Source organism: Pantoea sp. SO10 (genome assembly GCF_005281435.1).
Classification (GTDB): Bacteria; Pseudomonadota; Gammaproteobacteria; order Enterobacterales; family Enterobacteriaceae; genus Pantoea; species Pantoea leporis.
Window position 1 is genome coordinate 2,441,487 of record NZ_CP040095.1, and the last position, 13,863, is coordinate 2,455,349.

A 13,863-nucleotide genomic window follows, 5' to 3' on the forward strand; every position below is an offset into this window, starting at 1 on the left:
TGACGATTCAGAGGAATGAGATGAGCGCCGATAACGAACATGAAAACAGTGCAGAAACGCTACTGCAAAGCGGGCAAGCCTGGAATGGCCAGCATATTGAACACTATCCAGCCGGTAAGCCCGAGATCACGGTGATGAAGATGACCCTTCCTGCACATTCCGAGCTGCCGTGGCATACGCATCCGATGCCGAATACCGCGTATATTTTATCGGGATCGCTGACTATCGAAGACAAAGCCAGCGGCGAGACTAAAACGTTTAACGCTGGCGAAGCCTTTAATGAATCCATCGATATTGCCCATCGTGGTTTCACCACGGATCAGCGTGCCGAGCTGATTATTTTCTACGCCGGGGTTGAGGGCATGGAACTCTCTATTCCGCTGCCGGGTGAAGAAGCCGAATATTAATTATTCAGCAGCGCCTGTTTAAACGAATAGATATGCACCCGTGCCGCCTCTTCCGCTAGCTCGGCATTTCCCTGCTCCAGCGCCGCAATGATCGCTTCGTGTTCGGCGATGACTTCGTTCATGTGCGCAGCGCTGGAAAGCGTGGTGGCCCAGAAGCGCTGCGCCTGCGCGTGAATAATGCTGAGAATATCGGCCAGCCGACCGTTGGCGGCGATGTCCGCCAGTACCTGATGAAATTCGCGGTCCAGCAGCATCATCTGTTCGCGATCGCGTGAGGCGCTGGCATTGGCAATGCGCTGATTCATCTCCCGCAGATAGACGATCTGCGCCGCATTGACCCGCTGCGAAGCCAGCCGCAAGCACAGCGCCTCATTCACCAGACGCACCTCAATTAATTCCAGCGCATCATCAATTGACAGCGGCGACACCATCACGCCCTTGCGCGGGATAATCTGCAACAGCCCTTCCGTCTCCAGCCGATGCACCGCCTGATTCACCGGCGTTCTGCCCATCTCAAGATCATCCATCACCTGCGCGATATTGAGATAGTCGCCCGGTTTGTAGCGCAGCGTGATCAGCCGGTGCTTGAACGCCAGATAGGCGCGCTCGTTAAGCGAAATGCTCTTCGGGGTCGTCGGCGAGCTCACATTTTCAGCCATCACATTACTCATCACGCAAATCCTTATTAGGTAACTGAGACATATTACACAAAAACCTGGCATGAAAATGGCTAGATTGAAATCACAGTGAAATTTCACACGCATTTCTCACCTGGAGATCGATCCCATGCAATTACGGTTTACAACAGATTACGCCGATGCGGCAGTACTGGATGTTGAGATTAATCAACTTGTTATCGCGGGCTGGGTAGGACGCGATCAGGAAGCGGTGCTGCACCATATCAGGGAGCTGGAAGCGCTGGGCGTGCCCGCTCCTGGTGCAGTGCCGCTGTTTTATCGTGTCGCAACCAATCAATTAACTCAGGAAACGCAGCTGGAGGTGGTCGGCGATCAGACATCCGGTGAAGCTGAACCCTTCGTGTTTTTCCATCGCGGCGAATATTGGGTTTCGCTGATTTCCGATCATACCGATCGTCATCTGGAAACGTTCAGCGTGGCGCTATCGAAACAGGCGTGCATCAAACCGGTGGCCGGTCACGCGTGGCGCATGGCGGACGTCAAAGCGCACTGGGATCAGCTGGAGCTGCGCGCCTGGATCAACGTCAACGGTGATTGGGTGACTTATCAGCAAGGCGCCCTCTCCTCGCTGCTGACGCCGATCGATCTGCTGAGCCGCTATTTTGCCGCGGGCCAGGTTGAGGAAGGTTTCGCCATGTCGTGCGGCACGCTCAGCGCCATCGGCGGGATTCGTCCTGCCAGTGAATTCCGTATGGCGCTGCACGATCCGGTGCTAAACCGCACGCTGGAACACACCTACATCACTGGCTCGCTGCCGGTTATCGCCTGAGGTTCTCTATGACAACGTTATGGCAAGCGAGCCAACAGCTGCTCGCCGGGCAAATCAGCCCTGAAACCCCGACCCAAAATGCACTGAGTGCAATTGCAGCGGAAAGCGGAGAAGGCAAACGCGTCTTCACCAAGGTGTATACCGCTGCTGCGCGCCAGCAGGCCGAGCAAGCCAGCGTACGCTGGCAGCAGCAACAGCCACGCAGCGCGATTGATGGTCTGCCCATCAGCATCAAAGATCTGTTTGATGTCGCCGGAGAAATCACCACCGCCGGCTCCCGCTTGCTCATTAGTGCCAGCCCAGCCGCGGCGAACGCTAGCATGGTGGATCGGCTGCAGCAGGCCGGTGCCGCCATCGTTGGCAAAACCAATATGAGCGAGTTCGCCTTCACCGGCCTTGGCGTCAATCCGCATTACGGCACACCCGCCAATCCGTGGCAGCGCGCGCAGCAGCGCATTCCGGGCGGTTCCTCTTCCGGTGCAGCGGTGGCGGTGAGCGACGGCATGTGTCTGGCGGCGGTTGGCACCGATACCGGCGGTTCGGTGCGCATTCCGGCGGCGCTGTGCGGCTTAACCGGTTTTAAACCGAGCGCCAGCCGCATCGATCAACGCGGAACGCTGCCGCTGGCGGCATCGCTCGACAGCATCGGTGTGATCGCTCACGACGTGCGCAGCTGCTGGCTGCTTGATAGCGTGATCGCCGATCGGCCCCTCACAATCGATGAGCGGAATCTGTCAGAAGCGCATTTCGTCATCCCGCAGACGCGCGTGCTGGCTGGCCTTGACGAACACGTCAGCGCCGCCTGGCGGCATGCACTTGATGTGCTGCGCGCGCAGGGCGTGAAAATCACCGAGCTGCCGCTGCCAGAGCTGGCAGAACTGGACTCCATTAACGCGCGTGGCGGCATTACCGCGTGGGAAGCCTGGCAATGGCATCAGCATTACGCCCAATCCCAGCCAGAAGCCTACGATCCGCAGGTGCTGACGCGCATTAATCGCGGCAGCTTACTGAACGAAGAGGATGCCGCCGAACTTTACCAACTGCGCGCCGACTGGAAACAGCGCGTCGAGCAGGCGGTTGCGCCCTTCGACGGCATCCTGATGCCGACGGTGCCGTTGATCGCGCCGACGCTGACTGAGCTCGACGATCCCGCGCGTTATATGCAGGTCAATCTGCTGATGCTGCGCAATACCAGCGTGATCAACATGCTGGATGGCTGTTCGATTTCTCTGCCTTGTCATCAGCCCGGCGCTGCGCCGGTTGGCCTGATGCTCTCTTCCACCCATGGCAACGATGCTGCGTTACTCAGCTGGGCTGCCGCGATTGAAACCACCCTGAAACGGAGTAGCTGATCATGACTCAACCCCACGGCATGCTGTTTGTCGCCACCCATATCGATGCTGCAGATGAAGCGGATTTCAACCAATGGTACGACCACGAACACGTTGAAGAACGCGTAGCCATCAGCGGCTTTCTTAGCGGTACGCGTTATCAGGCGGTGGATGCCGAACGCAAATACCTCGGCCTGTATGAAACCGCATCGCTGGAAGCCTTTACCAGCGCCGATTATCACACCGCCTTCACGCGCCAGACCGAATGGTCGGTGAAGAACCTCAACAAAATGGTCAATCCGATGCGCCGCGTCTGCGCCATCTCGCATCAGCATGGACAAGGCACCGGTAGCCATCTGGCGGTGCTGACCTTAAAAGCGGGTACAGATGTTGCATCGCTGGGCAACTGGCAAAGCAGCGTGCAGCAAACGCCCGGCTATATCGCCTCACGTTTGCTGACGCCTGACACCACGCTGAGCTCGCCGCTGCCACGGGAAACCAGCGCAACGCGACCAATGCATCCGATGCTGCTGCTGACCTGCCGCGACGCCCAGGTGTGTAAAACCCTCGCCGCCGATGCCGCGCAGGCACTCAACGCGGACGTACAGCTCTACTCCCTCAGCTGGCAGTTAACCCAACAGGAGATGGCTCATGGCTAATACCGATTCAACCTTGCCGCACGCGTCAGGCGCGCGCGCCAGCCACAGCAAAACCGGTCGCCTCGCGGCGGCCAGCTCCATCGGTACCGCGCTGGAGTGGTATGACTTCACGGTCTACAACATCATGGCGGCGCTGGTGTTTAACCACGTGTTTTTCCCCAGCTTCGATCCGCTGGTCGGGACTATTTTGGCGTTTTCCACCTATGCGGTCGGCTACATTTCCCGTCCGGTGGGCGGCTTTATCTTTGGTCATCTCGGCGATGTCGCCGGGCGTAAAGCAGTATTGATCACCACCCTGGTGATTATGGGCGTCACCACCGCGCTGATGGGCCTGCTGCCTGGCTATGCGGTGTGGGGCATCTGGAGTCCGGTGCTGTTGGTGGCCTTGCGCTTTATTCAGGGTATTGCATTAGGCGGCGAATGGGCCGGTGCAGTGTTGCTGTCGATGGAGCATGGCGATGCCGACAAGCGTGGCCGTAACGCCTCGTTTGCGCAGGTAGGTCCCTCGTGCGGTACCTTGATTGGTACCGGATTTATCACGCTGGTAACGGTTGCGTTGAGCGGCGAGCAGTTTCAGGAGTGGGGATGGCGCATTCCATTCCTGCTGAGTCTGCTGCTGGTGATGTTTGGCTTATGGCTGCGTCGCGGCGTAGAAGAGACGCCAACCTTTGTCGCGATGCAGCAGGCGGAGAAAACCACGCATACGCCGCTGAAAGAGGTGTTTGTTCGCTATCCGCGTGAGCTACTGATCGCTGGCGGTTCACGTATCGGCTCCGACGTTTTGTACGCATTGGTGGTGGTGTTTACCCTCACCTACGTCACCACCGTGCTGCAACTGCCGCGTCCGCTGGCGTTAATGGCCACTATGCTCGGCGCAATTGGCAATGCGATTACGGTGCCGATGTTTGGTGCGCTCTCCGACAAGCTCGGCCGTCGTCCGGTTTACATTGCCGGTGCGCTGCTGGCAATCGTTTGGTCGTTTGTGTTCTTTGTGCTGCTGGATAGCTCGCAGCCGGTGCTGATTGTGCTGGCGGTCATTGGCGGCTTGCTGATTCATGCGGTGATGTACGGGCCGCAGGCGGCGTTTGTCACCGAACAGTTCCCCAGCCACGTGCGCTACGCCGGATCGTCACTGGCTTACACGCTGGCAGGAATCATTGGCGGTGGCTTTGCGCCCCTGATCATCACGACCTTGTATAAAGAGATGGGCAGCACGCTGTGGGTATCGCTGTATGTCAGCCTGGCGTTGCTGATCACGCTGTTTGCGCTGTGGAAGGCGAAAGAGACCGCGCATCGCCCGCTTTAATCAGAGAGGTGTTTGGCGAGGGATTGCCAGACTTCAGCAGAGGAGAACAACAAGGCGCGGCACGCGCGACCCTCTTAGTGCAGTTTTTTCGCCAGGATACGAATGGCTTTCTCGCAGGCGACTTTGGTTTTGCTGTCGGTGGAGCGCAAACTTAGGCGATACAACGCGCCTATGAGTTCCTGAACGGTAAGCGCTTCATCAGGACGCAGGATACGTGTCACTACCCTGCCCACCAATGCGCGAATCTCTTCCGTAATATCTGAATCTTCGTCTTTCACTTGCCCTCCGTCTTTACGCTTCGCTTATTTAGGAAGTATCCGACTCCTAATTAGACAAATTTTAGTCCAGCAGCTTCATAACTAACTTGATGGTTTCTGGTTCATCTTTTACATCGGTGATCTTGCCCACAACGCGCATGCCAAAGGCGATGCAGAGGATCAATCCCGCGGCGGTGTCCACATCCAGATTGGGCGTCACTGAGCCATCTTCCTGGCCCAGTTTGAGCAGCGAGGCGAGGAAGTTTTTATTACGAATGACCGCTTCACTCACCAGTTGCGAAAGATCGTCATCCAGCACCTGCAGCTCTACCGCGCTGCCCACCACTAAACAGCCGGTGCGACCTTCCACCGCCCGCGCGGAATCAAGGTAAAACTGCAGCAGCTCGCCGAGCTTCTCACGGCCGCTGGTGAACTGTGCCAGACGCTGGCGCAGATCGGCATTGCGCACCGAAAGATAGCGTTCAAACACCAGCAGAAACAAGCTGCGCTTATCTTTAAAAGCCTTGTAGATGCTGCCCGCTGTCAACCCCATCGCTTCGCCCAGATCGTTAAGTGAAGCCGCATGAAACCCCTTCTGACGAAAAACAATCATGGCTTTGTCCAGAGCCTGTTCGATATCGAACTCTCTTGGGCGGCCACGTTCTCTGCTTTTCATGTCGGTGGGTTGCGTTTTACTCATACGGATGGCATCAGGGAATGCGGGTTTCCAAAAGTTGACAGAAATGTCTTATCGACGGTTACTATATCGCAACCCACCCTTGCCTGTATAGCCGGGCAAACATAATGCCTTATAGAGCAAAGAGTTAGAGAATTACTTTTTGCTATTAACGGCTTTTTTTCTCCACGCTGGCTCACACAATCGCAAATTTATGAGTCAGCTCACAGCTCAGGCAAGCAAAGCGCAAATCCTGTGCCAGGATTAATTCACCCGCTGGCATCAGGCCAGCGAACGGCAGCACACAGTCACCACGAAATAGGGAGATCAACATGAACGAAGATCGTATTAGCGGCAACTGGAAGCAGTTCAAAGGGAAAGTGAAGGAAAAATGGGGCGACCTGACCGATGATGACATGACCGTGGTTGAAGGAAAACGCGATCAGCTGGTCGGCAAAATCCAGGAACGCTACGGTTATGAAAAAGACCGTGCGGAGAAAGAAGTTAAAGAGTGGGAAGATTCGAATAAGTACCGCTGGTAACGCCGCGCCGTTATGCCGGACAACCTTTGTCCGGCATACAGCGATCAGTGCTGCGTTGAGTCATCCGCCGAAACGTTTTTCGCCCTAAAGCTCATCACGTTCTCTTCCGATTGCTCAACCTTGTCTGCTGTGCTGCTGTTCGTCACCAGCTCTAAAGCCAGTCTGGCGATCCGTACCTCTTCCGCCGTCACACCCGCATGTATCATCTTCTCTAATTGCGCGAGCAGCGTGGTACGCGAAACCGGCGCATCCTGGTTAAATAATTCCATCACCGCATCACCAATCGCGATGTCGCATAACTGTTTGTCATTACTGTTTTTCATGGGCTCTCTGTAATCGTCTCAACCAACCCTGGCCGGGGGATCCTGACGTGGCTGAGCATACCCACTGAGAAAAAAACGTCAAATACAAAAAAATGTCGATGCAATCGAAAATGCTTCGACATTGCAGGCTATGCGTTAAACGTCGAGTTTGCGGCCTGTCAGCCACTCCATGATCGCGGTGTTAGCGGAAGGAATTGTGAAGATAATGGCCTGAAGAGTATTGGGTCTATGAGGATTCATTAATATTTATTGCGCGCTAAATCGCGCCGCGACGAATACGAGCACTGATTCCGTAGCGACGCAATTTATTGCGCAACCGCATTAACTCAGCGTCAACGTCCGTTGCGGATGCGTCGCCGGCAGCTTGCTCTCCTTGCGGAAAATCTTCTCGCGCAGCGTGCCTGGCTTGTACGCCGTTTGCGCCAGGCCGCGTTTTTGCAGCACCGGCACCACGTGTTCAACCCACTCATCCCACCAGCCGAGCGTGGTGACCGGCACCACGTTAAAACCATCAACGCCAGCATCAGCAAACTGCTGCACCCGGTCGGCGATCTGTTCTGGCGTACCGGCGAAACGGCCTGGTAGCAGCGCATGTTGAATCAGGTATTCGCGCCAGGTCAGCACGCGGCCTTGCCCATAATCGGCATCGACCGCGATACGGAATTTCGAGCGCATGTGCTGGCTGAACTCCTCGCGGCGGCTCAGTTCGGTCAGCGGCGTATCGGGATCGATATTCGCCAGGTCGATGCCCGAACCGCCGCTGTAGAAGCCCTGCAATGCATTGATATCAATGTTTTCGAACAGATATTGCTGCTTACGCTTCGCCTCTTCCTCGGTCGATCCAATCACGGTGGAAAGCATCACCAGCTTCTTCAAATCTTGCGGTTGGCGACCGTAATCGACCACATCCTGATTGAGGATGGCGATATCTTTGCGCGCGGTGTCTGGCGTTTGCGATGGCAGGAACGTCACTTCGGCGTTACGCGCGGCAAAGCGGCGTCCGGCGTCGGAATTGCCGGCCTGGAAGAACACCGGGCTGCGTTGCGGTGACGGCTCAACAATGTGCGGCCCTTCCACCCGATAGCGCTTACCGACGTGGTTGATTTTGTGGATCTTGTCGGCATCAAAAAAGCGATTAGTAGCGGGATCGTGCAGCACTGCGCCCTCTTCCCACGACAGCTCCCACAGCTTATATGCCACATCGAGATACTCCTGCGCCCATTCGTAGCGCTCATCGTGCGGCACAATGTCCTGATAACCGTAGTTGCGGAAGCCGTTGGAGAGATACGAAGTCACGATATTCCAGCCGATGCGACCGCGGGTAAATTCATCCAGCGAGGAGATTTGGCGCGCAAACGAGAACGGATGAGTCTGAATCACGTTGCTGGTCACCACCAGACCGAGATTTTCAGTCGCTAAACCCAGCGCCGAAAGAATGGTGATCGGATCCGGCTCGGGGAACTGGGTGCCGGCGCGCATGGTGGTTTTGCCGTCGCCATATTCGATGTCATACACGCCCACTACATCGGCGATGAACAAGGTATCAAACAGCCCTTTTTCCAGGGTTTTCACCGTCTGCACATAGGCATCAAGCTGGTTGTAGTTGTACTGCACCTGACCTTCCGGCGTGCGCCAGTAACCGTGGCTGTGATGATTCGGTGTGAGATGTAAAAATCCGTTATAAATCAGTTCGCGTGACATGTTCGCTCCAGTAGCAAAGTTAGGCAGTTTCCAGCGCGGCCAGGCGTGGCAGCGAGGCAAGTAACGTCTGGGTATAGGGATGGCGCGGGCGGTAGAACACCTCATCGGCGGCGCCTTGCTCGACCGCCTGGCCGTTCTGCATCACCAGCACGCGATCGCTCATGTGATGGATAACGCCAAGATCGTGCGAGATAAACAGATAGCTGACGCCGAGCTGCGCCTGCAGATCGCTGAGCAGATCGAGAATCTGCGCCTGAATGGTGACGTCCAGCGCCGAGACCGCCTCGTCGAGCACAATCACTTTGGGATGGGTCGCAATCGCGCGGGCAATCGCCACACGCTGACGCTGGCCGCCCGACATGCGCGCTGGCCATTGGTTGAGATGCTCCGCGCCGAGCCCAACCGCTTGCAGCAGGCAAATCGCCCGCTCGCGTGGCGTTTGCGTCGGCGCCTGCCGATCGAGCGCAATCGCATCCAGCAGGATGTCGGCCACGCGCCAGCGCGGATCGAACGAAGAGAGCGGATCCTGGTACACCACGGCAATCTGGCGACGAATGGCGCGCTGATCGGCGGCGGACGCATGGCTCCACGGCTGACCGGCAAACAGCACCTCGCCGCTGTCCGGGGATTCCAGCGCCAGCGCGATGCGCGACAAGGTGGTTTTGCCCGAACCCGACTCGCCGACAATTCCCAGCGTCTCGCCGCGCTTCAGGGTAAAGGAAACGTCATCGACGGCGCGGTGCCCGCGAAAACGCTTCACGATATGCCGCGCTTCCAGCAGCACTTCATCCGAGGGCGTTACAGTTGGGATTGGCACGCTGGGTGCGCTGCCGGAAAGGCGTTGTCCTTTGGTGTGTTCGCTGGGAATCGCGTTTATCAAACCTTGGGTATACGCATGCTGCGGCTGTTGCAGCACCTGCTGCGCCGAGCCCGCCTCCACAATCGATCCGCCCTGCATAACCAGAATTTGATCGGCGATTTTTGCCACCACCGCCAGATCGTGACTAATCAAAATCACGCTGGTGCCGCGATCCAGCATCTGGCGCAGCACTTCCAGCACCTGCGCTTGTACCGTGACATCCAGCGCGGTGGTGGGCTCATCGGCGATCAGCACATCCGGATGCAGCGCAATCGCCGAGGCGATCAATGCGCGCTGGCGCAAGCCGCCCGACAGCTCTCCCGGCCGCTGGCTGGCGCGATAAGCCGCCTGCGGCACGCCGACCTCTTCCAGCAAGGCCTGCACTTTCTGCTGGCGGCTGGCGGCGTTGCCCCAGCCATGCAGCGCCAGCGCTTCGGCGATCTCTTTGCCCACCGGGCGCAGCGGATCCAGCGACACCAGCGCGTCCTGCAAAATGAAACCCACTTTGCTGCCGCGCACCTTGCGCCACCAACTGTCGCTCCGCTGCTGCAGCGTCTCACCGTGCAGGCTCAGCGTGTCAGCCTGTACGTGTAATCCGTCACCGGCTAATCCCACCAGCGAACGGGCGGTGACGCTTTTCCCCGACCCCGATTCACCCACCAGCGCCAGACATTGCCCGCGTTGCAGCGCGAAGCTGACGTTCTTCACAATATGGCGCGGTTGCCCGCTTTCGCTGCTGGCCCAGATATTCAGGCCGCGCACATCAATCACATTGTTGCTCATTAGCGCGTCTCTCCTTCCGCTCGCTGCTGGATGTAGCGGCCAATCTGCGTAAACGACAGCGCCACCAGCACAATGGCAATGCCCGGCAAGACTTCCAGCCACCAGGCGACGGTGACGTTAATTTTTCCGGCTTCAAGCAGCGCGCCCCACTCCGGCGACGGCGGCACCACGCCTAATCCAAGAAACGACAGACCGGATGCCCACACCACAGATTGCCCGATGCCTAACGCCACCAGCGAGAACAGCGGCCGGAACACGTTGGGCGCGATGTGCTGGGTAAACAGCCGCGGCCACGGATGTCCGAGCGCACGCGCCGCTTCGACATAACCGGATTGTTTGACCTGCAATGCCTGGGCACGCACCAATCGCGCATAGCCGGGCGCGGTGCCAATGCCGACCGAGATCAGCAAACTGCTGGCGGAGGGACCCAAAAGCGCGACAAACAGCAGCGCCAGCAGCAAGGTGGGAAACGCCAGCAGGATTTCCAGCAGACGATTAACCGGCTCCGCCAGCCAGCGCGGTCCCAGCGCGGCACTAAAGCCGAGCACCACCGCGCCAACTAACGCGATCACCATCGCGCCGATGCCAATCAACAACGACTGACGCGTGCCCCAGATAATGCGGCTATAGAGATCGCGGCCGATGTCATCGGTGCCGAGCCAGTTGGCCCAAGAAGGGGCTTGCAGCGCGCGATAGAGATCGGTGCTGAAGGGATCGTGCGTCGCCAGCACGCCAGGCGCGATGGCCGCGACAATAAAAAACAGCGCGACAATGGCGGAAAGCAGCACCGAAAGCGGCAGCTGCCAGCTGACGCGCGCGGTTCGCGGCCCGGCGCAATCCGTGAGATGAGTTGTCATGGGCGACCTCGCAGGCGGGGATCGACGATCAGGTAAATCAGGTCAACCACCAGGTTAATGACGATGTAGAGGAAACTGATGAGAATCACGATGCCGGAGACCAGCGCAAAATCCTTGTTGCTCACCGCATTGACCAGCACGTTGCCGAGGCCCGGTCGGGCAAACACCGCTTCCACCAGCACCGCGCCAGAGAGCAAATTGCCAATTGCCCAGCCGCTCAGCGTGATGGCCGGAATCAGGGCGTGGCGTAATACATGGCGCAGCCGCACGCCCGCCAGACTCATGCCGCGCGCCCGCGCCGACAGCACAAACGGCTGCTGCATGCTGCGTTCAAATTCGCCGCGAATGGCGTGACCCATAAAGCCCGCCAGCGGAATCGCCAGCGTGACGGCGGGCAGCACGGTGCCGAGCAGGCTGGTGCCGCCGACCACCGGGAACCAGCGCAGGCCGATGGCGAAGACGATCAGCAGCAGAATGCCAATCCAGTACTGCGGCAATCCGGCCATGATGGTTTCCACCGCCGAACCGAATGCCGCCAGCCGACGGTTACGTCCGGCGGTGAGCAGCGTCCACGGAATGGCGATCATCCACGCCAGCAGCAGCGCGGCAATCGCCAGAGTAAAGGTCGGCAGCAGCTGCTCGGCAATGATGTGCACCACCGGCCGCTGCAACTCAAAGGAGAAACCAAAATCGGCGTGCAGCAACCGCCAGAAATAGTGCAGATACTGCTCGACAATCGGCTTATCGAAACCGTACTGCGCGTTGATCGGTGCCAGCTCCGCTGGCGTGCGTTCAATCACCTGCCCGGAAGTGATATTCAGCAGGATGGTAGCGCGATCGCCCGGCAGCACCGACAGCACCAAAAACGTCACGGTGATGGTGCCCCACAGCACGAACAGCGCGGAGGCGATTCGCAGTGAAATCCGCCGCAGCAGCGACGCCGTGCGGCTGCGTGGTGCGGCAACGCTGGCCACATCGGCGCTGCTGTTTTGCGGCGACGATGACGTTAATTCACTCATGGCTGCTCCTGCACGAAGTAAGCATCGTTAAAGTTCAGCAATCCGTGGCCCTGATCCTGCCAAAGCCCGCGAATGTTGTTGGCAATGGCAACGTTGTAGGTGAAGTTGTAGCCGCCGATGGCAATCGCCTGATCGTCAAACCACTTTTGCAGCAGGTCGAACTTTTGTTGGCGCCGTTGCGCATTCGGCTCACGCTGCGCATCAAGGATTTGCGCTTCCACTTCGGGATTATTGAAAAAGCTGGTGTTGTTGCCGTTGAACGCGCCGTTGAGCGCATGGTTGTAGACGATGTCGAGGATGTTGGGCGAAGGCCAAACCCAGTAACCAAAGCTGATTTCTTTATCCGCCGGACGCGAACGTGCGCCGGCAAAGCCTTCGGTTTGCGTCAGCGGGATCAGATCCAGCTTGATGCCAACGCGTTTGACCTGATCCTGCACCGCCTGCAGCATCAGCGCGCCCTCCTGGTCGATAATCGCCTGAATAAACGGCAAGCGCGCATCCAGCGTTTTGCCGTCTTTGGTGCGATAGCCGGCGGCATCGCGCCCGGTCCAGCCGGCGGCGTCCAGCAGCTGATTAGCTTTGGCGATATTGAGTGAATAGCGATCGTCGACATTGAGATAGAGCGGCGTGCTTTTACTCAGCGAGCCGTTGCCCTCATACGGTACCGCACCTTTGAACACGGTTTTGACGATCTGCTTGCGGTCCAGCGCGTAAGCAAACGCCTGGCGCACCCGCTGATCGGTAAACGGACCGCGCTGCACATTAAAGGAGAACGCCTGCGGCCGTCCGGTGGCGACGTAGGAGAGCGTTTGATAGTGATGCTGCAGCGCCTGCCACTGCGCGGACGGCGGCTGATAAATGACGTCCGCGCCGCCACTCACCAGCGCACCCCAGCGCGTGGTGGCATCCGGCACGAACTTCCACTCCAGATGCTTGATATACGCCGGGCCGTTGTGGTGCGCGTTTGGCGGTGCCCAGCGATAGTCGTCATTGCGCACAAAACTGATGCCATCGCCGCGCACCCAGCGCGCCACTTTCCACGGTCCGGTGCCGACCGGTCGTAAGCACTTCTGCTCGCTGCTGTTATGCGCCAGTGAATCGGGTGATTGAAATCCGTAATGACCATTTGCCAGCACGTTATAGATTTCAGGATTCGGCTCAGATAAATGTAGCGCCACGGTATAATCATCGACCTTGGTAAATCCGGTCATATAATTAAAACCGTGCCAGCCTATGCCTTTTTGCCACGCCGGATAATTCGCAATAACCGCATCGGCATTAAACAGATCGCCATCGGTAAATTTAACGTCGTGGCGTAGATGAAAAGTAATGGTTTTACGATCGGCGGATTCACTCCAGCTGGCAGCCAGCCACGGACGAATCTGTCCGTTGTCATAACTCACCAGATAATCAAAAACCTGACGCGATAAATAAGCTTGCTGCACCCAGCCGCCCCACAAGCATGGCGGCTCCTGCTCATGCAGATAAACCAGCGTGCCGTCGCTATAATGGGGCGGCACGGTCTGCGCGCTGACGCTAAAGGGCAACGCACCACTTATCGTCGCCCATATCGGTATGAATAAGCGCTGAAGAACCTGATATTTCATTTCTCACTATTTCCCGGTCAAACGCTAATAACAGATTTCGCGTGGATCTATTCCGCTTGAAATTATATT

The 13,863-nt window shown here is 57.8% G+C and carries 15 protein-coding genes; 6 read left to right on the forward strand and 9 right to left on the reverse strand.

Going from position 1 to position 13,863, the window contains the following annotated elements; translation table 11 throughout:
• Window positions 1-20: 20 nt before the first annotated feature.
• Window positions 21-407, forward strand: a complete 387-nt coding sequence (locus FCN45_RS11385) for a cupin domain-containing protein (protein ID WP_168197478.1) — start codon at window positions 21-23, stop codon at window positions 405-407.
• Here the strand turns inward: FCN45_RS11385 and FCN45_RS11390 are convergent.
• Complete coding sequence (locus tag FCN45_RS11390) at window positions 404-1,078, reverse strand: GntR family transcriptional regulator (RefSeq protein WP_137385984.1); 675 nt, start codon at window positions 1,076-1,078, stop codon at window positions 404-406. The two genes, FCN45_RS11385 and FCN45_RS11390, sit on opposite strands and share 4 nt — an antisense overlap.
• A gap of 115 nt (window positions 1,079-1,193) precedes the next feature.
• On the opposite strand from FCN45_RS11390, the gene FCN45_RS11395 reads away from it, so the two are divergent.
• Genes FCN45_RS11395 through FCN45_RS11410 form a run of 4 tightly spaced genes read left to right on the forward strand, consistent with a single transcriptional unit; the run spans window position 1,194 to window position 5,170 of the window.
• On the forward strand, window positions 1,194-1,874 hold the full coding sequence (locus FCN45_RS11395; RefSeq protein WP_137385985.1) for a DUF2848 domain-containing protein: 681 nt from the start codon (window positions 1,194-1,196) through the stop codon (window positions 1,872-1,874).
• Between the two features lie 8 nt (window positions 1,875-1,882).
• Window positions 1,883-3,226 (forward strand): amidase, encoded by a 1,344-nt coding sequence (locus FCN45_RS11400; RefSeq protein WP_137385986.1) that lies wholly within the window; start codon window positions 1,883-1,885, stop codon window positions 3,224-3,226.
• Window positions 3,227-3,228: 2 nt separating this feature from the next.
• On the forward strand, window positions 3,229-3,864 hold the full coding sequence (locus FCN45_RS11405; protein ID WP_137385987.1) for a DUF4286 family protein: 636 nt from the start codon (window positions 3,229-3,231) through the stop codon (window positions 3,862-3,864).
• Window positions 3,857-5,170 (forward strand): MFS transporter, encoded by a 1,314-nt coding sequence (locus FCN45_RS11410; protein WP_137385988.1) that lies wholly within the window; start codon window positions 3,857-3,859, stop codon window positions 5,168-5,170. Before FCN45_RS11405 ends, FCN45_RS11410 begins: the two co-directional genes overlap by 8 nt.
• A gap of 74 nt (window positions 5,171-5,244) precedes the next feature.
• On the opposite strand, the gene FCN45_RS11415 is transcribed toward FCN45_RS11410, so the two are convergent.
• Window positions 5,245-5,448 carry a hypothetical protein gene (locus tag FCN45_RS11415; protein ID WP_101764092.1) on the reverse strand — a complete coding sequence of 68 codons (204 nt, stop codon included), beginning with the start codon at window positions 5,446-5,448 and terminating at the stop codon, window positions 5,245-5,247.
• Between the two features lie 61 nt (window positions 5,449-5,509).
• A complete protein-coding gene (locus FCN45_RS11420; protein ID WP_137385989.1) occupies window positions 5,510-6,127 on the reverse strand; it encodes a TetR/AcrR family transcriptional regulator in 618 nt (205 codons plus the stop codon).
• 308 nt (window positions 6,128-6,435) lie between these two features.
• On the opposite strand from FCN45_RS11420, the gene FCN45_RS11425 reads away from it, so the two are divergent.
• Window positions 6,436-6,645: a CsbD family protein gene (locus FCN45_RS11425; protein ID WP_007892931.1), complete on the forward strand. Its 210-nt coding sequence runs from the start codon at window positions 6,436-6,438 to the stop codon at window positions 6,643-6,645.
• Window positions 6,646-6,689: 44 nt separating this feature from the next.
• Here FCN45_RS11425 and FCN45_RS11430 read toward each other — a convergent pair whose 3' ends face one another.
• The 6 genes from FCN45_RS11430 to FCN45_RS11455 form a co-directional block, all read right to left on the reverse strand.
• Complete coding sequence (locus FCN45_RS11430) at window positions 6,690-6,968, reverse strand: hypothetical protein (protein WP_101764090.1); 279 nt, start codon at window positions 6,966-6,968, stop codon at window positions 6,690-6,692.
• 321 nt (window positions 6,969-7,289) lie between these two features.
• Complete coding sequence (locus tag FCN45_RS11435; protein ID WP_137385990.1) at window positions 7,290-8,669, reverse strand: NtaA/DmoA family FMN-dependent monooxygenase; 1,380 nt, start codon at window positions 8,667-8,669, stop codon at window positions 7,290-7,292.
• A 19-nt stretch (window positions 8,670-8,688) separates the two neighbouring features.
• Entirely contained in the window at window positions 8,689-10,311 is a 1,623-nt protein-coding gene (locus FCN45_RS11440) for an ABC transporter ATP-binding protein (RefSeq protein WP_137385991.1), read from the reverse strand.
• Window positions 10,311-11,168: an ABC transporter permease gene (locus tag FCN45_RS11445; RefSeq protein WP_137385992.1), complete on the reverse strand. Its 858-nt coding sequence runs from the start codon at window positions 11,166-11,168 to the stop codon at window positions 10,311-10,313. Before FCN45_RS11445 ends, FCN45_RS11440 begins: the two co-directional genes overlap by 1 nt.
• Entirely contained in the window at window positions 11,165-12,187 is a 1,023-nt protein-coding gene (locus FCN45_RS11450) for an ABC transporter permease (RefSeq protein WP_137385993.1), read from the reverse strand. Before FCN45_RS11450 ends, FCN45_RS11445 begins: the two co-directional genes overlap by 4 nt.
• On the reverse strand, window positions 12,184-13,794 hold the full coding sequence (locus FCN45_RS11455; RefSeq protein WP_137385994.1) for an ABC transporter substrate-binding protein: 1,611 nt from the start codon (window positions 13,792-13,794) through the stop codon (window positions 12,184-12,186). Before FCN45_RS11455 ends, FCN45_RS11450 begins: the two co-directional genes overlap by 4 nt.
• Window positions 13,795-13,863: the final 69 nt, after the last annotated feature.